The 20,673-nt window shown below is 71.5% G+C and carries 22 protein-coding genes; 7 read left to right on the forward strand and 15 right to left on the reverse strand.

Annotated features, from left to right (window positions below):
- The first annotated feature begins 89 nt into the window (after positions 1-89).
- The gene (locus AB0H93_RS03505) at positions 90-1,493 is read left to right on the forward strand and encodes an MFS transporter (RefSeq protein WP_358566729.1); all 1,404 of its coding nucleotides are present in this window, start codon (positions 90-92) and stop codon (positions 1,491-1,493) included.
- Positions 1,494-1,537: 44 nt separating this feature from the next.
- Positions 1,538-2,755, forward strand: coding sequence for a cytochrome P450 (locus tag AB0H93_RS03510; protein WP_358566731.1), 1,218 nt, complete (start codon positions 1,538-1,540; stop codon positions 2,753-2,755).
- Between the two features lie 58 nt (positions 2,756-2,813).
- On the opposite strand, the gene AB0H93_RS03515 is transcribed toward AB0H93_RS03510, so the two are convergent.
- The 3 genes from AB0H93_RS03515 to AB0H93_RS03525 all read right to left on the reverse strand — a co-directional run bounded on the left by AB0H93_RS03515 (position 2,814) and on the right by AB0H93_RS03525 (position 5,686).
- Positions 2,814-4,127 (reverse strand): hypothetical protein, encoded by a 1,314-nt coding sequence (locus AB0H93_RS03515; protein WP_358566734.1) that lies wholly within the window; start codon positions 4,125-4,127, stop codon positions 2,814-2,816.
- Positions 4,124-4,711, reverse strand: coding sequence for an RNA polymerase sigma factor (locus AB0H93_RS03520; protein WP_358566737.1), 588 nt, complete (start codon positions 4,709-4,711; stop codon positions 4,124-4,126). The genes AB0H93_RS03515 and AB0H93_RS03520 overlap by 4 nt, the downstream gene beginning before the upstream one ends.
- Before the next feature lie 72 nt (positions 4,712-4,783).
- Complete coding sequence (locus AB0H93_RS03525) at positions 4,784-5,686, reverse strand: NADP-dependent oxidoreductase (RefSeq protein WP_358566740.1); 903 nt, start codon at positions 5,684-5,686, stop codon at positions 4,784-4,786.
- Between the two features lie 250 nt (positions 5,687-5,936).
- On the opposite strand from AB0H93_RS03525, the gene AB0H93_RS03530 reads away from it, so the two are divergent.
- Positions 5,937-6,323, forward strand: coding sequence for a low temperature requirement protein A (locus AB0H93_RS03530; RefSeq protein WP_358566743.1), 387 nt, complete (start codon positions 5,937-5,939; stop codon positions 6,321-6,323).
- 353 nt (positions 6,324-6,676) lie between these two features.
- Here AB0H93_RS03530 and AB0H93_RS03535 read toward each other — a convergent pair whose 3' ends face one another.
- The 3 genes from AB0H93_RS03535 to AB0H93_RS03545 all read right to left on the reverse strand — a co-directional run bounded on the left by AB0H93_RS03535 (position 6,677) and on the right by AB0H93_RS03545 (position 8,053).
- Positions 6,677-6,919, reverse strand: coding sequence for a CDGSH iron-sulfur domain-containing protein (locus AB0H93_RS03535; RefSeq protein ID WP_358566746.1), 243 nt, complete (start codon positions 6,917-6,919; stop codon positions 6,677-6,679).
- A 13-nt stretch (positions 6,920-6,932) separates the two neighbouring features.
- Positions 6,933-7,139 carry a heavy metal-associated domain-containing protein gene (locus AB0H93_RS03540; protein ID WP_358386169.1) on the reverse strand — a complete coding sequence of 69 codons (207 nt, stop codon included), beginning with the start codon at positions 7,137-7,139 and terminating at the stop codon, positions 6,933-6,935.
- A gap of 80 nt (positions 7,140-7,219) precedes the next feature.
- Positions 7,220-8,053 (reverse strand): hypothetical protein, encoded by an 834-nt coding sequence (locus AB0H93_RS03545; RefSeq protein ID WP_358566749.1) that lies wholly within the window; start codon positions 8,051-8,053, stop codon positions 7,220-7,222.
- Between the two features lie 337 nt (positions 8,054-8,390).
- Between AB0H93_RS03545 and AB0H93_RS03550 the strand changes: the two genes are divergently transcribed.
- Both AB0H93_RS03550 and AB0H93_RS03555 read left to right on the forward strand, forming a co-directional pair.
- Complete coding sequence (locus AB0H93_RS03550; RefSeq protein ID WP_358566752.1) at positions 8,391-9,812, forward strand: MFS transporter; 1,422 nt, start codon at positions 8,391-8,393, stop codon at positions 9,810-9,812.
- A 58-nt stretch (positions 9,813-9,870) separates the two neighbouring features.
- The gene (locus AB0H93_RS03555; protein WP_358566755.1) at positions 9,871-10,410 is read left to right on the forward strand and encodes a carboxymuconolactone decarboxylase family protein; all 540 of its coding nucleotides are present in this window, start codon (positions 9,871-9,873) and stop codon (positions 10,408-10,410) included.
- Between the two features lie 167 nt (positions 10,411-10,577).
- On the opposite strand, the gene AB0H93_RS03560 is transcribed toward AB0H93_RS03555, so the two are convergent.
- A complete protein-coding gene (locus tag AB0H93_RS03560) occupies positions 10,578-10,859 on the reverse strand; it encodes a pyrimidine/purine nucleoside phosphorylase (protein WP_358566758.1) in 282 nt (93 codons plus the stop codon).
- A 250-nt stretch (positions 10,860-11,109) separates the two neighbouring features.
- Between AB0H93_RS03560 and AB0H93_RS03565 the strand changes: the two genes are divergently transcribed.
- Entirely contained in the window at positions 11,110-11,562 is a 453-nt protein-coding gene (locus AB0H93_RS03565) for an MFS transporter (RefSeq protein WP_358566761.1), read from the forward strand.
- Between the two features lie 257 nt (positions 11,563-11,819).
- Here AB0H93_RS03565 and AB0H93_RS03570 read toward each other — a convergent pair whose 3' ends face one another.
- The 6 genes from AB0H93_RS03570 to AB0H93_RS03595 all read right to left on the reverse strand — a co-directional run bounded on the left by AB0H93_RS03570 (position 11,820) and on the right by AB0H93_RS03595 (position 16,622).
- Positions 11,820-12,869 (reverse strand): polyprenyl synthetase family protein, encoded by a 1,050-nt coding sequence (locus AB0H93_RS03570; protein WP_358566764.1) that lies wholly within the window; start codon positions 12,867-12,869, stop codon positions 11,820-11,822.
- 230 nt (positions 12,870-13,099) lie between these two features.
- Entirely contained in the window at positions 13,100-13,390 is a 291-nt protein-coding gene (locus AB0H93_RS03575) for a hypothetical protein (RefSeq protein WP_358566767.1), read from the reverse strand.
- 195 nt (positions 13,391-13,585) lie between these two features.
- On the reverse strand, positions 13,586-13,933 hold the full coding sequence (locus AB0H93_RS03580; protein ID WP_358566770.1) for a YciI family protein: 348 nt from the start codon (positions 13,931-13,933) through the stop codon (positions 13,586-13,588).
- A 165-nt stretch (positions 13,934-14,098) separates the two neighbouring features.
- A complete protein-coding gene (locus tag AB0H93_RS03585) occupies positions 14,099-15,007 on the reverse strand; it encodes a virginiamycin B lyase (protein WP_358566773.1) in 909 nt (302 codons plus the stop codon).
- Entirely contained in the window at positions 15,004-15,657 is a 654-nt protein-coding gene (locus AB0H93_RS03590) for a CatB-related O-acetyltransferase (protein ID WP_358566776.1), read from the reverse strand. Before AB0H93_RS03590 ends, AB0H93_RS03585 begins: the two co-directional genes overlap by 4 nt.
- 14 nt (positions 15,658-15,671) lie before the next feature.
- Positions 15,672-16,622, reverse strand: coding sequence for a GNAT family N-acetyltransferase (locus AB0H93_RS03595; protein ID WP_358566779.1), 951 nt, complete (start codon positions 16,620-16,622; stop codon positions 15,672-15,674).
- 152 nt (positions 16,623-16,774) lie between these two features.
- Here AB0H93_RS03595 and AB0H93_RS03600 point away from each other — a divergent pair, with 152 nt between their 5' ends.
- Entirely contained in the window at positions 16,775-19,459 is a 2,685-nt protein-coding gene (locus tag AB0H93_RS03600; RefSeq protein WP_358566782.1) for an AAA family ATPase, read from the forward strand.
- A 116-nt stretch (positions 19,460-19,575) separates the two neighbouring features.
- On the opposite strand, the gene AB0H93_RS03605 is transcribed toward AB0H93_RS03600, so the two are convergent.
- On the reverse strand, positions 19,576-19,863 hold the full coding sequence (locus AB0H93_RS03605; RefSeq protein ID WP_358566785.1) for a hypothetical protein: 288 nt from the start codon (positions 19,861-19,863) through the stop codon (positions 19,576-19,578).
- Between the two features lie 139 nt (positions 19,864-20,002).
- Positions 20,003-20,665, reverse strand: a complete 663-nt coding sequence (locus AB0H93_RS03610) for an NAD(P)H-binding protein (protein WP_358566788.1) — start codon at positions 20,663-20,665, stop codon at positions 20,003-20,005.
- Between the last annotated feature and the right edge of the window lie 8 nt (positions 20,666-20,673).

Raw genomic sequence — 20,673 nt, forward strand, 5'->3', positions numbered from 1 at the left:
ACGCATTTCACGTCTGTTTTGTCCGTTTACCGGGTGCCCCCGGCCCGTCATGATGCACGCGCCAATCGCTCAACAGTGAGGAAAAGCGCGTGGAGAACACTCGGGATACCGGGTCGTGGCGGGAGCTCGGCGGTCATCTGAGCACCGCGGTCGTGCTGGCCGGCGGGGTGCTCGTCGGCGCGGTGAACATCTACGTGGCGGCGAGCCTGCTGCCGACGGCGGTCGGCGACATCGGCGGCGAGCGGCTGTACGCGTGGAACATGACGGCCTTCCTGATCGCCCAGGTGGTCGCGACGATGTTCGTGGGCCGGCTGCTCTCCCGGCGCGGCGATGTCGGCTCCTACCTGATCGGCTTCGGCGTCTTCGCCGGCGGTTCGCTGGTCTGCGCGGTGGCCCCGGCGATGCCCGTGCTGCTGGTCGGCCGCGGCATCCAGGGCCTCGGCGCCGGACTGCTGACCGGGCTGGGATTCGCCATGATCCGCTCGGCGCTGCCACCCCACCTTTGGTCGCGCGGCAGCGCGTTGGTCTCCGCGATGTTCGGCGTCGGCAACTTCGTGGGCCCGGCGCTCGGCGGGCTGTTCGCGCAGTTCGGTTCGTGGCGGCTGGCTTTCGCGGTGCTGGCCGCCGTCTCGGTCGTGATGGCGGCGTTCGTGCCCAGGGCGCTCCCGCGTAGCGAACGGGACGAGCACGCGGCCCCGGTACCGGTGCGCTCGCTGGTGCTGGTCGTCGCGGCCGTGGGTGCGGTGAGCGTCGCCGGGATCCTCTCGAACGCCGCCGCGATGACGGCGTTCATCCTGCTGGGGCTCGCGTCGGTCCTGGCGTTCCTGGTGGCGGAGAAGCGCGCGGAGGTGCGGGTCCTGCCGCGTTCGACGTTCCAGTCCGGCTCGGCGTTGCGGTGGGTCTTCCTGACCATCGTGCTGCTCGCGTCCGGTGTCGCCGTGGAGACGTTCCTGCCGTTGTTCGGCCAGCACCTGGGTGGGCTGCCGCCCGTGGCGGCGGGATTCTTCGCCGCAGCACTGTCTTTCGGCTGGTCGGCGAGCCAGATCGCGAGCTCCTCGGCGAGCCGGGAGCGGACGATCCGGTGGCTCCAGGTCGCCGGCCCGGCCGCTCTCGCCGCCGGGTTCGCAGTGCTCGCCCTGCTGCAGCACGACGACGCGCCGCTGCTCGTGGTCCTGGCCTGGCTGCCCGTGCTCGTCGCCGGTGGCGCGGGAATCGGCATCGCCATGCCGCACCTGTCCGTCGCCGCCATGGCCAGCACCGATGATCCCGGCGAGGGGCGGAAAACCGCTGCCGCGATCGCGACGGTGCTGACGATGTCGACCGCTTTCGGCGCGGCGGTCGCCGGACTCCTGGTCAACCTGGGCGCGCCGTCGATGGTCGCGTCCGCCCGCTACCTCCTGATCGGGTTCGCCGCCATCGCCGCCCTCGGGATCTTCACCGCGCGACGCGCCAACGACGTCGCGCGCCGCCGGGAGAAGGCGGCCGCCCGCTGATGACCAAGCCGACAACACATGACAGTCCGACACAAGGAGATTCGATGCACGACGCAGAGGCGACGACGCCGATGTTCCCGATGACCCGAGCGCGGGGTTGCCCGTTCGACCCGGCGCCGGAGCTGTCCGGGCTGGCGGAACGGGCGCCGGTGTCGCGGGTGAGGCTGTGGGATGGCAGCACGCCGTGGCTGGTCACCCGCTACGCGGATGTCCGGGCGCTGCTGGTCGATCCCCGTGTCAGCGTCGATGTCGCGCAGCCCGGTTTCCCGCACACCAACGCGGTGAGCAAGGCGCGGGACGCGCAGATGAAGACGCTGATGCAGATGGACGCGCCGGAGCACACCGCCCAGCGGCGGTTGCTGACCCCGGAGTTCACGTCGAAGAAGATCGAGGCGTTGCGGCCCGGTATCCAGCGGATCGTCGACGAGCTCGTCGACGCGTTGCTCGCCGGCCCGAAACCCGTGGACCTCGTGGAGGCCCTCGCGCTGCCGATCCCCTCGCAAGTGATCTGCGAGCTGCTCGGCGTGCCCTACGCCGACCGCGACTTCTTCCAGGAGGTGGCCCGCACGCTCGTCATGGACGAGTCCGATCCCCTGCGCGCCGTGGCCGCCAGCGAGGAGCTGAACGCCTACTTGGAGGAACTCGTGGTCGCGAAGGACGCCGAGCCTGGCGAGGACCTGCTCAGCAAGCTGGCCGTCGAGCACTACCGGACCGGGGAGATGACGCGCCGCGAGATCGCCGTGCTGGGACAGCTCCTCCTGGTCGCCGGGCACGACACCACCGCGAGCATGATCGCCTTGGGCACCGTCGCGCTGCTGACGCACCCGGAGCAGTTCCACGCGGTCCGGGACAGTGACGACCCTGCTCTGGTGGCCAACGCGGTGGAGGAACTCCTGCGCTACCTGTCCATCACGCACACCGAAGCCCGCCGCGTCGCGCGGGAGGATCTGGAGATCGGCGGGCGGACCATCCGCGCGGGTGAAGGCATCATCGCGGTGAAGAGCACCGCCAACCGGGATCCCGCGGCGTTCCCGGACCCCGACGCGCTCGACGTCCGCCGAAAGGCCCGCCACCACGTCGCTTTCGGCCACGGCGCGCACCACTGCCTCGGCCACGCGCTGGCCCGGGTCGAGCTGCAGGTCGTGTACGGCACCCTCTACCGGCGCATACCGACCCTGGAGCTGGCCGTACCGCCGGAACAGCTCGTGTTCAAACAGGATGCGGTCTTCTACGGGGTTCGAGAGCTGCCCGTCACCTGGTGAGCTCCGGCGGAAACCGGGCGGGCGGCTTCGAAAAGCCGCCCGCTCGGCCGCTTCCCCGTTACTTCAACGGCACGAATCCGTTGAACAACGGCAGCCTCTCGCCGTCCAGCGCCAGGAGCCACGTGGTTCCGTCGTCCGGGGAGACGGGCTTCGCCCCTTCCGGCAGCCACATCCCGAACGTCCCGTTCGCGACCGGCACGTCGGACGGCTGCCCCAGCGAGAAGTCGGCGATCATGGATGCCCCCGACGGGGGCACGATGCCCACGAACGCGATCTTCGCGCCGTCCTTGCCCAATCCGGGCACCGCGAGGCGGCGAACCGGGATGGACTGGCCGACGAAGGTGTCGGTGTGCAGCCGGTGGATCTTGCCCGCGGGGTTGGCCGGATCCGGCTCCGTGGTGCAGGCCACCGCGTGCTGCGCGGTCCGGCCCAGCACCACCCGGTACGGCCCGTCCTCGACGAGGACGCCGGGCTGGTAGCCGTCCCGGTCGGCCGGCGGCTCGGCGAGCCCGGCCAGGCATTCGCCGAGTGCCCTGCCCGCCGGAGAAGTCCGGTCCCCGGCGCGGTCGATCAGGCTGAGCAGCGGCGCGGGTGGCGCGGGCAGTTCGGCGCGGGGCCAGATGACCCTCTCCGCGCCCCTACCCGGCTGCTCCGGCGTTCCCTCGCCCGGCTGTTCCGGTTCGCCCTGACCCGACGGCTCCGCCTTGCCCCGGCCCGACTGTTCCGGTTTGTACTCGTCCAGCCGTTGCGCCCAGAGCCGGGTGGTCGCCGGGTTCGTCAGCGTGAAGCTGGTGAACTGCCGCGTGTCCTTCGCGACGTCGCTCTCCGAAACACCCAGGCCGTCCGGCATGGACAGCATGATCCGGGGCCAGGTGGGATCGGCGACGCCGGCGGCCACCCCGGTGCTGGTGTAGAGCAGCAGCGCGGTGCGGCTTCCGGCTGCGTAGGAGGGTTCCGCGTTCGGGTCGGACATCGTCACCGTCGTCGACGTCGTCTCGCAGAAGACGGGCTTGCCGCCCGCGGTGAACGCGGCGACGACATCGTCGCCCTGCGCCGTGATGGACGCGTTGACCCATTCGCTCCGATCGGGCACCTGGCCAGTCTTGCCCGCGGCGCGAACCGCGTTCCAGCACCGGTCGAGCGTCCTGGTCGTGGCGTCGGGCGGCGCGGCGGCGGGCGTCTCGACGAGCTGCGAGCGGGCGACCTGCACACCGATCACGGCACCGGCGGCGAGCAGGACGACCGCGGCCGAAGCCGCCACCACCCGGCCGCGGTGGCGCGCCGACATCCCGGCCTCGACCCTGCCGCGCAACCGGGCGCGGACCTCGGGCGGGAGCTCACGTCGCGGGGGAAGCCGTGGCTCGTCGTTCATTTCTCCTCCACCAGGTCGCGCAGCTGGGCCTTCGCCCGGGACAGATGCGAACGAACGGTGACCTCGGCGACCTTGAGCAGCACCGCCGCATCCGCGATCGACAGGTCGCCGAGCAGGCACAGCTCCACGACCTGCCGCTGCGCTCGCGGCAGCGTGCGCACGGCATCGATCACCTGCTTCAGCCGCGCTTCGCCGTCGAGCTGGTCGGCGACGGCGTCGGCGTGGTCCGACACCACGTCCGGTTCGGGAATTTGGCGCAGCAGCCGCAACCGCCGGCTCGCGCCCCGGCGCTCCGTTCGCGCGAGGTTCCCGGCCACCGTGTAGAGCCACGGCAGCAGGCTGTCCCGCACCAGGACGACCTCGGCGCGCTTGCGCCAGGCGATGAGGAAGGTGTTCGACGTCAGGTCTTCGGCGGCGCTCCAGGAACCCGTCAGCCGGTAGGCGTGGTTCCACACCGCTTGCACGTGCCGCTCGAACAGGACGCCGAAGGCCCCGTCGTCGTCGCGTGCCGCGCGCGCCCAGAGGTCACCGTCTTCGCGGTCGTCGGCCGGCTCCGCCGACGACCGCGCTCCGGTCCATTGCATGGTCACACCCCTCAGTGGCCGGCAACGGCGGAAGTGTTGTCGCGGTCGGCCGGAAGGGAGGCGGCGGTCCGCTCAGGGAACGAGGACGATCTTGCCGACCGCGTGCCCGTTCTCGACCTGGGCGAGGGCTTCGCCGGCTTCGTCGAGCGGCCGGACCTGCGTGACGTGCGGGTCCAACGCCTTCGTCGCGACCAGCCGGGCGAGCTCGGTGAGGACGGCAGTGCTCCGGTCCCGTTCGACCTCCCCGCCGCCGAGCTCGCGGGCCAACGGCTTGTCGGCCACCGAGCGCAGCTTGGAGCGGTCCGCGACCAGACCCGCCACGGTGCGCAGGGCCTCGCCACCGACGAGGTCGAAGACTGCGTCGACCCCGCCCGGAGCGGCGGCGCGCACCCGATCAAGGACACCGTCGCCGTAAGCGACCGGGACGGCACCGAATCCCGCCACCAGCTCGTGCTTGGCCGGGCTGGCGACCCCGACGACGTTGATCCCCCGGGCTCGCGCGAGCTGCACGACCGGAATCCCGACGCCGCCGCCGGCCCCGTTGACCAGCAGCGTCGCCCCGGCATCCAGGCCTAGGTCCTCCAGCGCGTCGTGCGCGGTACCGGCCGCCACCGGCAGCACCGCAGCCTCCTCCGGCGACACCTCGTCCGGTCGATGCGCCGCGAACGACGCGGTGACCAGCGCCTGCTCGGCCCAGCCGCCGACCATCCCGGGGCAACCGCCGAACACCTCGTCGCCGACCGAGAACCCCTCGACCCCGGGCCCGAGCGCGGTGACGGTCCCCGCCACCTCGCGGCCCAGCACGGCGGGCCCGGCCACGCCGTAGGAGCCCTCGCGAAGCCGCCAGTCCCCCGGGTTCACGCCCGCCGCGCGCACCCGGACGAGCAGCTCGCCCGGGCCAGGAACGGGCACCGGGACGTCGAGGAAGGTTTCCTTCTCCGGCCCGCCCGCTGCAGAAAATCCGTACGCCCGCATGCCCACTCCCCTTCGCCGTCCCCTCCAACGTACTAAGAGGTGGTTTCGCGTGGTGCGCGGGCACGTGCGGGACGTGGCCGTCCGGAGCGCTGGGCGCCGGTTTCGCGCGAAACCGCCACCAGGCATTGGGCGCCTTCGGAGTGAGGCGGGCGGAGCCGCGCTGAGGCGAACTCCAAGAGGCGCCCGGGAACGGGCATGGCGTGTCTGGAATGGACAGTCACTTGCGCGGTGTCGTTCCAGATCCGGGCCCTTGTGCGGTGCTCGGCGCCCCGACCTCCGCATCTGGTGCTGGGCGGCGGCCGCGCTCATCGACCTCTTCGGCACCTGGACCGCGCACCCCGCGCCGGGCCGCACGACGAGAACCGAGCGCCTCCCGTTCGACGCCGAGCACGTGCTGGGGCGGATGCTGCTGTTCCTCATCATCCTGCTGGGCGAAACCGTCCTGACGCTGGGCCGGGCGGTCTCCGCGCACCACTCCGACCCGCTCACCCCGCTGATGGCCCTGGTCGGCCTCTTGACCATCTACTTCGGACGGGCCGAGCAGCTGGCGGCGAGCCACGCCGCCGCGACCGAGGGCCCTATCCGGTCCGTCCACCTCGGCATCAACGTGATCTACGGGGTCGTCGCCGCCTCGTGATCCTGGCCGGGCGCACCGAGATCGTGCTCGCCCGCGCGCACGATTCCCGGTCCGGCGTCGCCGGAGTGCTCGTGCTCGCCGGGTCGATGGTCTACGTGCTGTCGTAGGCGATCTACTTCCGCGTCGAACCGGCACCGGCCGGCTCCCGCGGGCCATCGGAGCCGCGGTCCTCGGTGTTGCGGCCGCGGCGGCTTGCTGGCTCCCGCCGTGTGCCGTGATCGCGTTGCTGGTCGTCATCGTCCTCGGGCTGGCCCGCCACATCTCCAGGGGCACGGCGGATTCCGCGACGCCCTGACCTCGTGGCGCTTGCTGCGAAAGGCCGGTGGCGTCGTTCCGCCACCGGCCTTTCGCCCCTATTCCGCTGCCTTCTCGCCGGCGCGCTCCGCCGCGGAGAATCCTTCCCGCGCGTGCGATCCGTCGCAGAACGGCTTCTTCACCGAGAGCCCGCATCGGCACAGCAGCCGGGTGCGGCCGGGGCCGAGCTCGTAGGTGTTGTTCTCGTGGTCGACGATCTTGACCGGTCCTTTGACCTGGTACGGCCCGTTGTCCACGGTCTTGATCACCACGGGCGGCTCGGCCGGGGTCGGATCGCTCATCGATTCGCCGCCGTCAGCTCGCGACCTGGTATCCGGCCTCGTTGACGGCCTTGCGGATCGCGTCCGGGTCGACCGGCGAGGCGCTGACGACCGTGAGCTCGCCGTTGCTGATGTCCACGTCGACGTCGGTGACGCCCTCGACGCCCGTGACCGCGGACGTCACCTTGCTCATGCAACCCGAGCACGTCATGCCCTTGACGACGAAGGTGCTCTCACTCATCGGATCTCCTCCTCTGGGAACGAACTTGATCAGTACCCCGGCAGGGTATCAACAATACCTCAGGGGGGTATACCGGTGGGCTACTCGGCCAGTGCGGTGAACTGAGCGGTGCGGACCTTCCCCGCATGCTTGAAGTCGAGGAACAAGCGGTAGGTGCCCGGACCCGGCACTTCCGCGTGGAACGCGACCTCGGGCCCCGGGCGGGTCACGCCGTCCTCCGGCGAACCGTCCGGGTGGACGTGCAGGTACGCCAGGTCGCCCAGCCGGAGCGCGACCAGGTGCCCGTAGGCGCCGAGGTACGGCTGCAGGTCGGTGACCGGCACGCCGTCGCGGCGCACCACGAGGGTGAGCGGGTTCGCCCGGCCGGCGACCAGCTCCCCGCCGAGCTCGACCTCATAACCGTCGACCGCCGAGACGGCGGCGACCTCCGGCACCGGGCGCGGCCGGTAGTCACCGGCGACCGCCAGGTCTGCGCCGAGGGTGAGCGCCGGCCCGCCTTCCGGCTGGAAGTCGATGAAGACCCGGTACTCCCCGGCTTCCGCGAGCTCCAGCGGCACCGACCAGGCGCCGCCGCCCACCTCGACCGGGTGCACGTGCCAGAACCCGGTGAGATCCCGGCGGACGACGATGAGGTGGATCTTCTTGCCGTGCACCTCGGCCAGCGAGGTCAGCGCGGCGCCGTCGGGCCCGAGGATCCGGAACCGGTAGTCGGCGGCGCCGCCCGCCGCCAGCCGGGTCGTCTCCGGTGCGAAGGTGTACCCGCCCTTCGTGATCTGCAGCCCCTGCGGCACACCCCCGGCCCCGTGGCCCTGATGACCGGCCGCGTGACCGTGCTGGCCGTGGTGCTGATGACCGGCCGCGTGGCCCTGGTGGGCGTGGTGCTGGTGGTGACCGACATTCGCCGACGCGTTCATCGTCGCCGCCTCCTTCTCGTATACCCCCTAGGGGTATCTCTCGAACACGGAGGACTATGCCAAACGATCAGCCCGGGACGCAACGTGATACACGACATACCCCTCCGGGGTACGCGCGGATCAAGACGGCAACCGACCGAACGACAAGGCGATTCATCGAGGTCGCGCGGCGAAACCCCACGCCCCAACAGGAGATCCGGATCGAGCAGGACTCGCACCGGGTCACCCGCCACGCCCGCATCGATGATCGGCACGGACTGGACATCCCGACCTCGCTCGTCTATACCCCTAGGGGGTATCAGCATCCGATCATCCGAATCACGCGAGGAGTCCCGACATGTCCGCACCAACCCGATCGCCGCGCAGGTGGTGGGCGCTCGCGCTCATCGCCCTGGCCCAGTTCATGGTGATCATGGACACCTCGATCATCGGCGTCGCCCTGCCGCGGATGCAGGCGGATCTGGGCTTCTCCCAGGAGAACCTCTCGTGGGTGTTCAACGCCTACGTCATCGCCTTCGGCGGCCTGCTGCTGCTCGGCGGCCGGCTGTCCGACCTGCTCGGCGCGCGCCGGATGTTCGCCGCCGGCTGGCTCGTGCTGCTCGCCGGCTCCGCCGTCGCCGGAGCCGCCGGCACGGCGTGGGTCGAGCTGGCCGGGCGGGCGCTGCAAGGCGCGGGATCCGCGCTGATCGCTCCGTCCGCGCTGACGCTTCTGATGATGCTCTTCGGCGCAACGCCGAAGGAACTCGGCAAGGCGCTCGCGCTCTACGGCGCCGCCGCCCCGGCCGGCGGAACCGCCGGCGTCTTCCTCGGCGGTGTCATCACCGAATACCTGAGCTGGCCGTGGGTCTTCTACCTGAACATCCCGATCGCGGTGCTCGCGCTCGCGCTCACCCCCGCCCTGATGCCGGCCGGTTCGGCGCAGCGCGGTTCCACGGACCTGCTCGGCGCGTTCCTGGCCACCGGCGGGCTCGCCGTCGCGGTCTACGCCATCGTCCGCGCGCCCGAAACCGGTTGGGGTTCCGCCGAAACCGTCATCGGCCTGGTCGCGACGGTCGCGCTGTTGGCGGCCTTCGTGGTCGTCCAGGCCAAGCGCCGCACGCCCCTGGTCCGGCTAGGCATCTTCCGGACACCGGACCTCGGCGCGGCCAACATCGCACAGCTGCTGCTGGGCGCGGCGTGGATCCCGATGTGGTTCTTCCTGAACCTCTACCTTCAGCAGGTGCTCGGCCTCGGCGCCTTCGCCAGCGGCTCCGCGCTGCTGCCGATGACCACGGTCATCATGCTGCTGATGATCGTCATCGCGCCGAAGCTGGCCGCCCGCTTCGGGGTCAAACCGATGATCGTGTCGGGCCTGGTGCTGCTCGCGCTCGGGCTGGGGTGGCTGGCCCTGGTGCGACCGGACGGCAACTACGCGGCCGATGTGCTGCCCGCCTCGCTGGTGGCTGCGGCGGGCATGGCGCTGGCGTTCGTCCCCTCGCTGGGCACCGCCATCTCCGCCGCCCGCCCCGAGGAAGGCGGGCTGGCCTCGGGAATCGTCAACACCAGCTACCAGATCGGGTCTGCCCTGGGCTTGGCCGCGATGACGGCGCTGGCGACGTCGCGGGGCGTCGACCGGATCGGCGATCCCGCCGCGCTCACCAGCGGCGTCTCGGCCGCCTTCGTCGGCGCCGCCGGGATCGCGATCGCCGGTGCGCTCATCGCCGGGATGAGCTTGCGCGGCAAGCGTTCCGCGACCGAGCCCCAGAGCACGAACGCCTGACCACCGGCCGCCGCCCGTCTCGCGGGACGGGCGGCGGCCCCGAACCCCGGAGCACCACATGCGACGTCTCAAACCGCTCGAAACCGCCGACGCACCGGCCAAGTCCAGCGAACTGCTGGCGGAGATCATCGGCCGCCACGGCACGGCCGGCGACATGGTCCGCACCATGGCGCACTCGCCCGCGCTGCTGACCGGCTACCTGTCGTTCTCCCGCGCGATGAAGCGGACCAAGCTGCCCGCGACGCTGGGCGAGAAGATCTCGCTGGCGGTGCAGGAATGGCTCGGCTGCGCGTCCTGCCTGGCCGCGCACACCGACGCCGCGAAGGCCCTCGGACTCAGCGACACCGACATCGCCCTGGCCCGCCAGGGCACGTCGGCCGACCCCCGGGAGGCCGCGCTGCTCGCCTTCGTCGTGAACGTGGCGGCCGAACCCTCGACGATCGGCGACGACGACATCGCCGCGCTCACCGCCCACGGCTGGACCGAGCGCACCATCGCCGACGTCGTCGGGCTGGTCGCCCTGAACCAGCTCACCGGCACCTTCAACCTCGTCGCCGGCATCGAACCGGCACCCGCCGGGGAGATCGCCGCGCGCTGACCCCGGGAGGCGGCGTCATGTCCCGGGCATGACGCCGACTCCCAGAGCCAGGCCCATCACGAGCCCGGCACCGGTCGGCTGATCCCCAAAACGCACCAGGAGCCGGCGCTTGCGTGCGCCGGCTCCTGGTTCCGCTCCCGGGACGACGGTCCGCGCGGCGGTGAGGATCAGGTGTACGGGCAGAGGTAGGCGACGGCGTCCGTGATGCGCACCGTGAAGGACTCGTTGTCCTCGATCTGGAAGGAATCCCCTTCGCCGAAGGTCTTCCACTCCTCCGAACCCGGGAGTTTGACGTCCCAGGAGCCGCGGGTCAGGATCATCCACTCCCGGGTCGGCGCCTCGAAGGTCCACTCCCCCGGTTCCATGACTCCGACGGTGAACTTGCCCTGCGCATTGGCGAACTCGAGGCTGCGGACCCGGCCTTCGTAGTACTCGTTCTGCTTGATCATCGCGTCTCCCTCCACGGGATCGTGCGTCTCGACGGCGACGCGCCGAGTGAACTGACGCGCTCACGCTATGGCCGGCGGATCGCCCCGAACAATCTCCGCGTCGTACAAGCCGGGCAGTGGTTCTTCTCCGCTGGGGATAAATTCCCGACCAGTAGGATCCCCGCATGGCAAGCTCGTGGAAGCGGAACGTGCCGACAGGGACACCCGGCCCGCACCGCGGCGATCGCAGTTGCTCGCCAACCTTCCGGGCATGGGCAAGCTGCTGCTCGTCATGGCGCTCAACGCGGGCGGCTACTACCTGCTGCTCGGCTACCTGCCGACCTATCTCATCGAGCAGGTCGGGCTGAGCCAGGCCGACTCGAACCTCGTCGTCACGATCTCCCTGATCACCTACCTCGCCATCGTCCCGATCACGGCATCCCTGTCGGACAGGTTCGGCCGCAAGCGCACGCTGATCGCCGCCTGTGTGCTCCTCATCGCGCTGAGCTACCCGCTGATGGTGCTGCTGTCTGCCGGCGGGATGCTGCTCGCCACCGTTGTCCTGGTCCTGTTCCTGGCGATGTTCTCGCTCAACGACGCGGTGTTCCGGCCTTCTTCGCGGAGACCTTCGCCACGCGCTCGCGGTACCTCGGCTTCGCCCTCCCCTTCAACGTCGGCGCCGTCCTCTTCGGCGGTGTCGCCCCGTACGTCGCGACCTGGCTGATCGCGCGGACCGGCAATCCGCATTCGCCGGCCTTCTTCCTCATCGGCGTGGCCGTGCTCTCCCTCATCGGCGTGGTGCTGGCCAAGGAGACCGCGAGGAAGCCCCTGCCGGACAACGGGACCGAGTCGCCGCACCTGCCGCCTCGTTGAGGTTCCGCGCGGTCGCCTCGGCTTCTCACGTCCGATCCGCGCCGTTGGGCACGGATCGGACGTGGGACCTCGCGGCCGTTGGCGCTGCGCGTCGAGGCTGTGTCCGGGTCAGCGGGTCCGGCCGATCAAGGACCGGGCCAGCGCCTCGAAGGTCGCGCGGATCTCCGCCGGCATCGGCAGCGATGCCAGGCAGTCCGCGACGCCCGTGAGGTGCCGCATGGCCTCGCGTTCGGCGAACTCCCGGCCGCCCAGCTCCTCGACGAGCTCCGCCGCGAGCCTCAGGTCGGATTCGGTCCGCGCCTCGGCGCCGACCAGCGAAACCAGGCGCTCGCGCGCGGGGCCCTCCGCGGCCAGCGCGGCGATGATCGGCAGGGTCTTCTTGCCCTCGCGCAGATCCCCGAGCACCGGCTTGCCCGTCGCCGCCGGATCTCCCCAGATGCCCAGCACGTCGTCGGTGCACTGGAAGGCGAGCCCGAGGCTGCGGCCGAGGCGGTCGAAGCGCTCCGCCGTCGCGGCGTCCGCGCCGGCCAGCAGGGCGCCCGCCGAAGCGGAAAAGCCGAGCAGCGCGCCGGTCTTGGCCTCGGCCATCGCCTGGTACTCGGCGACGCCCACCGCCAGCTCGCCCGTCCACGGCCGTTCGGTGAACCGGATGTCCTCGACCTGGCCGACGACCACCTCCCGCATCGAGGCGGCGAGGCGCCCGGCCACTGCGGCGCCGGCGTGCGCCCCGCCCTGGCCGAGCAGGATCGCGAACGCTTCGGACTGCAGGGCGTCGCCGAGCAGGATCGCCGCCGGAACCCCGTGCTCCTTCCACACCGCGGGCTGACCGCGTCTCAGCACGTCGCCGTCGATGAGGTCGTCGTGGATCAGGCTGAAGTTGTGGACGAGTTCGACAGCGGCGGCCGCGGGCAGCGCCACCGACGGTTCGCCGCCGACCGCCTCCGCGGCGAGCACGGCCATCGTGGGCCGAATGGCCTTGCCGGTGGCGGCGGGATCCCGCGAGTGCCAGCGAAAATGGTAGGAACCGATCGCCCCGAGCGATGGCCCGAGCCGTGCGACGGCATCGCGCAGCAGCGGTTCGGTGAGCTCGCGAGCCCGTCGGCTGGCGCTCGCCAGCAGCTCGTGATCAGTGTTCGCGGTGACCGGCAGCGTGGTCATGATCGGCCTCGATCCTGGTTTCAAATCCCGACGTGACCGACGTTACGTGTCCAAAGAGGTCGGTCAGATCGGCCGAAGTGGCAACCGAGATCGACCGATCGGCCAGGAAACAAGGCCCGGCGCCTCATACTTTCGGCCGAAGAGGTCGTTCCAGATCGGGGTGCGGGGACGTGTGAGACGTGACCGCCCGGCGCCTTCGTTTCCGGAACCCCCCGGGCGTCACAGGCGCATCATCCGTCCCTGGCGGTGCGGAACCCGGTGTTGCCGCTGGTGGATCCACCCGCCGACGAAAGGCCCTGCGCGGTGGTGAGGCGGAGGGTCGGAAAGGGCTCCACCGACAGCGGGAACAGCGCCACCGTCATGCTCTGGATCGGGATGGTGGACAACGTGATCAGGCCGAACATCAGCGCGACGTGGCCCTTGTCGACGAACGCGAGCGCCAGCGTGAGCACCGCGGCCGCCGCCCAGCCGACCAGCACGAACGTCCGGTGGCCGAACCGGTCGAGGTACAGCGTCGCCACGCGGTGGCGATCGTGTAGATGAGGTCGAGCGCGACGCTCTGGTTCGCCCACCGCCGGCGGCCGCTCCCGGCCTCCGTCGCGACCTTGATCGAAACCGTCCGGGAATACACGAACGCTACGACGCGAACGCGGAGTGATCACCGCATCCCTGCCCGCCGTCGAGGACGACCGGTCGGCAGGGATGCGGCGTTCAGCTCAGGCGGATTCGAGGACCGGACGGATTTCGATCGTCTCCGGGGTGGGGAGCCCCTTGGCCAGCTCGACGGCCTCCGCGCGGTCCGCCACCTCGAGCACGAACCAGCCGCCGAGGGTCTCCTCGCCGCCGTGCGCGGGCCCCTCGGTGACCGCCGACGATCCGTCGGCCGCCTTTCGCACCGTCACCGGGGCGTTGTGCTCGGTTTCGAGAGCCTCGCCGCCGACGAGCTTGCCGGCCGTCGCGACCTGACCGATCCAAGCCTCGTACGCCTTGCGGTACGCGTCCCGGTCGGCCTGGATCCGGCGGCGCGACTCATCCGTCTCGAAGATCACGAGTGCGAATTTCATGGGTGTTCCTTTCTGATGGCCGTGCGGCCTGGAGGTTTTGCCGTGCGGTGTCGCCGTCGGGCTTCCGCCACGGGCGTTGGGTCTGCCACGCGGCGCTCGCGACTGCCGCAGCAGGGGTCGCGGAAGAAGTTCTGGCGAATTCGTTGCGGTCGTCGATCTCCTCGTTCAGCGGCAGTTTTCGGCCGCGGGCGCGGCGATCCGGGCGAGGGCACCGATTTCCAGCGCCGTCCACAGTGCACCGTCCGGGCCGAGGGCGATGCCGTGCGGTTCCGAGCCGGACGTGGGCAGGTCGTGCACCTCGATGACGCCTCCGGCGGTGATCGAGCCGACCCGGCCGGCTCCCCACTCGGTGAACCACATCGCCCCGTCCGGTCCGGTGGTGATGGCGTGCGGCCGGGCGGCGCGGTCGGGCAGCGGAAACTCCTCGATCCGGCCGTCGGTGCTGATCCGGCCGATCTGGCCCGCGCCGATCTCGACGAACCAGATCGCGCCGTCCGGGCCCGCCGCGATGCCCACCGGCCCGGCGGCCTCGGTCGGCAGCGGGTGGATCGCGACCTCGCCGTCCAGGCCGATCCGCCCGATCGCGTTGGCCATGTTCATGGTGAACCACATCGCGCCGTCAGCACCGGCGGTGATCGCCGACGGGAACGCTCCGGCGAGCGGTAGCGGGAACTCCCGCACCTGACCGTCCGGCGTGATCCGGCCGATCTGGCCGGCGGCCGTTTCCGTGAACCACAGCGCGCCGTCCGGCCCGGGGGCCAGGCCGTACGGCCCGGATTCCGGTGTGGGCAGTTCGAACTCGGCGATCTCGCCCCCGGTGGTGATCCGGCCGATCCGGTGCGCCTGGTACTCGGTGAACCAGACCGCGCCGTCCGGGCCGGTGACGATGATCGTCGGCCCGCTGTCCGGGTCGAGCTGGTGGCTGGTCGGCTCGCCTCCCGGCACCAGCCGGCCGATCCGGCCGGTGCGGACCATGGTGAACCACAGGGCGCCGTCCGGGCCGGTGGTGATCGAGTACGGGCCGCCGGCCTCGTCGGAGACGACCTGCTGCTCGATCTGCACGGTCGATGTCATGCGACCTCCTCGTTGTGCTGCTGTGCGATGCGTTCGATATCCGCGGGAGTGCCCGCCATGATCGTCCGGGCGTGCTCGGTGACGAGTTCGACGGGCCAGTCCCACCACGCGGCGCGGAGCAGCCGCTCGACGTCGGCGTCGTCGAAGCGCCGCCGGATCGGCTTGGCCGGGTTGCCGCCGACGATCGTGTAAGGCGCCACGTCGGAGGTCACCAGAGCGCCGGCCGCGATGATCGCCCCGTCCCCGATCTTCACTCCTGGCATGACGGTCGCCTGGTAGCCGAACCAGACGTCGTTGCCGACGACGGTGTCGCCGCGGCTGGGCATGCCGGTGACGATGTCGAGGGTCCGCTCGGTCCACTCGCCGCCGAACATGGTGAACGGGAAGGTGGAGACGCCCATCGTCGGGTGGTCGGCGCCGGCCATCAGGAACCGGGTTCCGGTGGCGATCGCGCAGTACTTGCCGATGATCAGCCGTTCCGGCCCGTATCCGTAGAGCACGTTGCGGTGCTCGAAACCGGTCGCGCCGCCGGGGTCGTCGTAGTACGTGTACTCGCCCACGGTGATCTTCGGCGAACCGACCAGCGGTTCGAGGAACACGACCCGCTCGTGATCGGGCAGCGGGTGGACGGTGGCCGGATCAGGAGTCATCGCGAAGTCCTTCCTCATGAGGCGGGTGTTCCCACCTGTTGCACGCCCAGCCGGTATTGGTGGCTGCGGCGATGCGGGCGAAAGCCCAGCCGCCGGTTGACGGCGAGCATGCGGACGTCGTCCTCGGCGTGATCGGTCTCGATCTCGGCGATATCGGGGTGGTCGGCCCGCAGCCGCCGCACCATCGCGGCCTTCATCCAGAGGCCGAGCCCGCGCCCGCGGTGCTCGGGCACCACCGCGGTGTCGTGCTGCAGCGCCCGCTTGCCCCCGTCGGCCCGGATGACGATCTCGGTGTAACCGGCCATGGCCTTCCCGTACAGCACGGCTACGACCAGCAGGCTGTCGCCGCGGTCTGCCGGTACCCGCTGCTTGCCCGCAGGCATGTCGTGCATCGCGGTCTTGGCTGCGGCGAAGCTGCCGGCCAGACCGTCGGGCACGGTGCCCGTCCAGGAAGCCAACTCATAGCCGGGATGTGAGGTGTCCGCCGCGCTGTCGTCGGCCGCGGACAGGTTCAGCAGCAGGTGCAGCGAGGTCAGGACGCGCCGGAAGCCCCGCGCGGTGCAGAAAGCGTCACCCGGTCCCGCGTCGGCGACCCTGGTGAGCACGCTGCGCCGGTCCTCCACCTGGGCGGCGAAGACCACCTGCGCCAGCAGCTGCGAGCCCACGCCGCGGCGGCGCCGCTCGGGGTGGACGTGGAGCTCCAGCTCGGTCACGTGCTCCTGCCCCGGGCGCGTGAACAGCCGCAGCCCGGCCACGCCGGCGACCGAGCCGTCCGGCTCGGCGGCCAGCCAGAGCAGCCGACGGCTGTCCGGCCCGGCGGTGGTCAGCCGGGCGTGCACCTGCTTCGGCGTCGGCGGCCGGTCCGGCAGGTCGTGCTCCAACGAGGCGGCCAGGACGGCGTGCCAGGAAAGCGCCTGCTCCGCCGACACCCAGGACAGCGGAAGAATCTGGATCGAGGACGGCAAGGCGGCTCCTTCGGTGCGCGAACACGAGATGTCACGCTAGGTGCGCCGGTCTCCCCCGCGAATCGGCAACGATGACGTAATCGCCGGTCCCGCACCGCCCGCCCTATCAGTCGGAGAGCCCGCGCAAATCCGCCTTGGATAGCCTGGCGTCCGTGCTACACGGGAGACAGGCAGAGCTGGAGATGGTCACGCGGCTGCTTGACTCCGCCCGCAACGGCGCCAGCGGAGCCCTGGTGATCCGCGGCGAACCGGGCATCGGCAAGACGGCGCTGCTGGACGAGATCGCCTCCCGCAGCGGCATGCCGATGCTGCGCGGCCTGGGCATCGAGTCGGAGGCCGAACTCTCCTTCAGCAGCCTCCACCTGCTGTTCCACCCGGTCCTGGGCGAACACCTGCCCACGCTGCCCGGTCCCCAGCGGCAAGCGCTGGAGGGCGCTTTCGGCCTGAGCGCCGGCCCGCCAACCGACCGCATGCTGGTGGGCCTGGCGGTCCTGACCCTCCTGTCCGGGATCGCCGAACGGGCTCCCCTGCTCTGCGTCATCGACGATGCGCACTGGCTGGACCGGCCTTCGGCCGAGGCACTGCTGTTCGCCGCGCGGCGGCTCGGGGCCGAAGGTGTGGCCATGCTGTTCGGCGCACGCACCGGCGATGCACCCTTCCCCGCGCCTGGCCTGCCCGAGCTGCACCTGGACGACCTGTCGCCCGACGACGCCGCCGCCCTGGTGGACGAGCGGGAACGCGACCTGGAGCCCGAGGTGCGGCGGCGCGTCCTGGCCGAGGCGAGCGGCAACCCGCTGGCACTGATCGAGCTGCCCGCCGCCCTGCGCACCGCCCAGGCGACCGACGTGCTGCCGCTCACCAACCGCCTGCAGCTGGCCTTCCACGCCCAAGCCCTCCGCCTGTCCGCGCCCACCAGGGCGTTGATGCTGGTCGCCGCCGCCGACGACACCGGTGACCTGGGAGTCGTGCTGCAGGCGGCCGCGAGCTTGGGCGCGGGCGTCGAACACCTGCCGCCGGCCGAACAGGCGGGGCTGCTGCGCGTGACCGGCCAACGCCTCGGTTTCCGCCACCCGCTAGTCCGAGCCGCCGTCTACCAGGGCGCACCGCTCGACCAGCGGTTGCGCGCCCACCGGTCGCTGGCCGATGCGGTAGCGGAGCCCGACCGGCGCGCCTGGCACCTGGCCTCGGCCGCCACCGGCCCCGACGCCCGCGTCTCCGCCGAGCTGGCCCGGACCGCGAAACTCGCCGCGGCGCGCAAGGGTTACGCGGCCGCGGCAGCAGCCTTCGAGCGAGCCGCACAGCTGGCCGAGGACAGCGACGAGAGCACGCTGCTGCTGGCCGGCGCGGCCGAGGCGGCTCTGGAGGCAGGCCAGCTGTCGCGCGCCCGGGCCTTGGCAGAGCGAGTCCTGCCTCAAGTGAGTGCACCTGACGCCCGCCTGGCGCTGGTCCGGGCGCATGCCACCGCCGCGGCCGGCCTCGGCCTGCTGCACGAGGCGCAGGGGCTCCAGCTGGCCGAAGCCACCCGCTTGACCGAGACCGACCCGCGTCAGGCGGTCGCCATGATGCTGGACGCCCTGCACACCACCTGGTTCTCCGCCGATCCCGAGCTGACCACCACCGCCGCCGCGCAGCTCGATCGCCTCCACCTGCCCGACGACGATCCCGCTTGGCCGGTCCTGCAGCTGCAGCGCTGGCTGTCCGCCCTGGCGATGGGTGCGGACACCGAGCGCCTGCCCGAGCTCGCCAAGGTGATCGCGCAGGTCGGCGAGTCGCCTGCCCGCGATGCCAGGGATCTGCTCATGACCTGCGGCATCGCCCTGATGGGCGGCCTGGACCGGCAGGCGCTGGAACTGGCCGCGCGGGTGTCCGCCGACGCCCGCGCCCAGGGCCGGGCGGGCATCATGCCCTCTGCCCTCTACTACATGGCCGTCTCCCAGACGTTCCTCGGTCATCACCGCAGCGCGATGACCAGCGCGGCCGAGGCGCTCGACATCGCCGAGGCCACCGGCCAGCACCACTGGGCCAGCCACGCCGCCGGCGCGCAGGCCTACCTGCTGGCCATCCGGGGCGCGCAGGACGACTGCCGCCGGCTGGCCGGGCGGGCGTTGGAGTACGAGGGCGGCGGGGTGCACCGGGCCCGGTGGGCGCTGGGACTGCTCGAGCTGGGGCGCGGCAGAGCGCAGGAGGCGCTCGACGAGCTGATGGTCCTCTTCGACGGCACCGCTCAGCACCAATTGCCCGCCGAACACAGCCTGCCCGACCTGGTTGAAGCCGCAGTGCGGCTCGGCCGCCACCAGCTGGCGGCAGAGGCGCTGGCTCGTTTCGAGCGGGTGGCCCGGCGGGCTGCGGAGCCGGCGGTCGAGGCGCTGCTGCACCGCTGCCGCGCCCTCCTGTCCCCGGCGGAGCACACCTTCGCCCGGGCTCTGGAACTGCACAAGCGCGACAGCCGCGGCTTCGAGCACGCCCGCACCCGGCTCCTGCACGGCGAGTGGCTCCGCCGGTCACGCCGCAAAACCGAGGCACGCGAGCAACTCTCAGCCGCGCTGGAGATCTTCGACCAGATCGATGCCCGGCCGTGGGCCGAGCGCGCGCACGGCGAACTGACCGCGGGCGGTGCGGCCACGACGGCGCGGCGAGATCCCGGTGTGCTGGCACTGCTCACGCCGCAGGAGCTGCAGATCGTCCGGCTCGCCGCCCAAGGCCTTTCCAACCGGGACATCGCAGCCCAGCTGTTCCTCAGCCCGCGCACGGTCGGCCACCACCTCTACCGGGCCTATCCCAAGCTGGGCGTCGGATCGCGCCGCGAACTCGCCGCGGTCGTGCGGCCGGACAGCTGATTCTCGCCGAAGTTCCACGTAGCTCTGGAAAGGCCCGCCGTCCGGGTCCTTCGCGCGGGGCCCGTGATGGCAGCGTCCACAAGAGACAATCACATGCGAAGCCCGGCGAACCGCTTTCACGCCAGCGCCAGCACGCCGCGCACCACGGCGGCGGCCCCGCCGATCAGCGCGACGACGGCGATCAACCGCCGCCCAGTCTCCGCCGCGATCCGCTCGTCCAGCCACTCCCCGGCGATCGCTCCCGCCACGAGCGCCACGCCGCTGTACACCCAGCCGAGCCAGGGCACCGGCGGAATTCCCCTCGAGAAAAGGGAAACCACGTTCACCATGCGGAGGTAGGCCTGCGCGGTCGGGATGAGCACGCGCCGCGTCCACCGCTCGGACAGCGCGTACACCGACGCCATCGGGACACACCCGGGGAGCTCTTTTCCAGATCTACCCAGGATTCGACGAACAGCGCTCGCACATCGCACCCCGAGCGGATGCGACCTCACCCGGCGGCAGCACGGGTCGGAGATCCATGCCGCCGCCGGGTTCGGCGACTTACGCCCCCGGGCGCCGGGCGAGATCTGCGACGGCGTCGGCGACCGGCGTGGGGCCGTCAGTGAGCTCGACGATGATCCGGTTGACCCCGGGCTCGCCCAGCACCGCGGCGATGAACCCGGCGACGTCGTCGCGGTGCACGGAGCCGTACTCGATCGCGGCGCCGGCCGTCACGCGGCCGGTTCCGGGATCATCGAGCAGCTGCCCGGGGCGCACGATGAGCCAGTCCAGATCGGTGCGAGCCAGGTAGGCGTCGGTGGTCTTCTTGACCCGGATGTAGTGCTCGAACCGCTCGTTCGGCTCCTTGCCGCGCCCCGCCTCGGGGAACACCGAGACCAGGACGAACCGGGACACGGCGGCGCGAGCGGCCGCATCCGCGGCCTTCTCCAGGCCCTTGCCGTCGATCAACGTGGTCTTGTCCATGCCGGTGCCGTGCGCACCGGCGGAGAAGACGATCGCATCGTGGCCGGCGAACTTCTCGGCGAGATCGTCCACCGAGTCGGTGATCAGGTCGCCGTGGGCCGGCGTCGCACCGGACAGCCGCACCGTCTCGGCCTGCGCCGGCTCGCGATGCATGCCGGTCACGTCGTCACCGCGCGCCGCGAGCAGTGCCGCGAGGCGCCGCCCGACGCCGCCGGCCGCACCGATCTGGAAAACCCTCATGCGTCAGC

Origin of the sequence: Saccharopolyspora sp. NPDC050642 (genome assembly GCF_040654735.1) — a bacterium.
GTDB lineage: Bacteria > Actinomycetota > Actinomycetes > Mycobacteriales > Pseudonocardiaceae > Saccharopolyspora > Saccharopolyspora elongata.

Excerpts from the sequence above, each read along its gene's own strand:
- AB0H93_RS03555 (WP_358566755.1), top strand. The coding sequence starts at position 9,871 with ATGCGACGTCTCAAACCGCTCGAAACCGCCGACGCACCGGCCAAGTCC.
- AB0H93_RS03515 (WP_358566734.1), bottom strand. The coding sequence starts at position 4,127 with ATGAACGACGAGCCACGGCTTCCCCCGCGACGTGAGCTCCCGCCCGAG.
- AB0H93_RS03580 (WP_358566770.1), bottom strand. The coding sequence starts at position 13,933 with ATGAAATTCGCACTCGTGATCTTCGAGACGGATGAGTCGCGCCGCCGG.
- AB0H93_RS03590 (WP_358566776.1), bottom strand. The coding sequence starts at position 15,657 with ATGACTCCTGATCCGGCCACCGTCCACCCGCTGCCCGATCACGAGCGG.
- AB0H93_RS03605 (WP_358566785.1), bottom strand. The coding sequence starts at position 19,863 with ATGGCGTCGGTGTACGCGCTGTCCGAGCGGTGGACGCGGCGCGTGCTC.
- AB0H93_RS03560 (WP_358566758.1), bottom strand. The coding sequence starts at position 10,859 with ATGATCAAGCAGAACGAGTACTACGAAGGCCGGGTCCGCAGCCTCGAG.
- AB0H93_RS03565 (WP_358566761.1), top strand. The coding sequence starts at position 11,110 with ATGGGCAAGCTGCTGCTCGTCATGGCGCTCAACGCGGGCGGCTACTAC.
- AB0H93_RS03550 (WP_358566752.1), top strand. The coding sequence starts at position 8,391 with ATGTCCGCACCAACCCGATCGCCGCGCAGGTGGTGGGCGCTCGCGCTC.
- AB0H93_RS03525 (WP_358566740.1), bottom strand. The coding sequence starts at position 5,686 with ATGCGGGCGTACGGATTTTCTGCAGCGGGCGGGCCGGAGAAGGAAACC.
- AB0H93_RS03545 (WP_358566749.1), bottom strand. The coding sequence starts at position 8,053 with ATGAACGCGTCGGCGAATGTCGGTCACCACCAGCACCACGCCCACCAG.
- AB0H93_RS03535 (WP_358566746.1), bottom strand. The coding sequence starts at position 6,919 with ATGAGCGATCCGACCCCGGCCGAGCCGCCCGTGGTGATCAAGACCGTG.
- AB0H93_RS03570 (WP_358566764.1), bottom strand. The coding sequence starts at position 12,869 with ATGACCACGCTGCCGGTCACCGCGAACACTGATCACGAGCTGCTGGCG.
- AB0H93_RS03610 (WP_358566788.1), bottom strand. The coding sequence starts at position 20,665 with ATGAGGGTTTTCCAGATCGGTGCGGCCGGCGGCGTCGGGCGGCGCCTC.
- AB0H93_RS03585 (WP_358566773.1), bottom strand. The coding sequence starts at position 15,007 with ATGACATCGACCGTGCAGATCGAGCAGCAGGTCGTCTCCGACGAGGCC.
- AB0H93_RS03520 (WP_358566737.1), bottom strand. The coding sequence starts at position 4,711 with ATGCAATGGACCGGAGCGCGGTCGTCGGCGGAGCCGGCCGACGACCGC.
- AB0H93_RS03540 (WP_358386169.1), bottom strand. The coding sequence starts at position 7,139 with ATGAGTGAGAGCACCTTCGTCGTCAAGGGCATGACGTGCTCGGGTTGC.
- AB0H93_RS03510 (WP_358566731.1), top strand. The coding sequence starts at position 1,538 with ATGCACGACGCAGAGGCGACGACGCCGATGTTCCCGATGACCCGAGCG.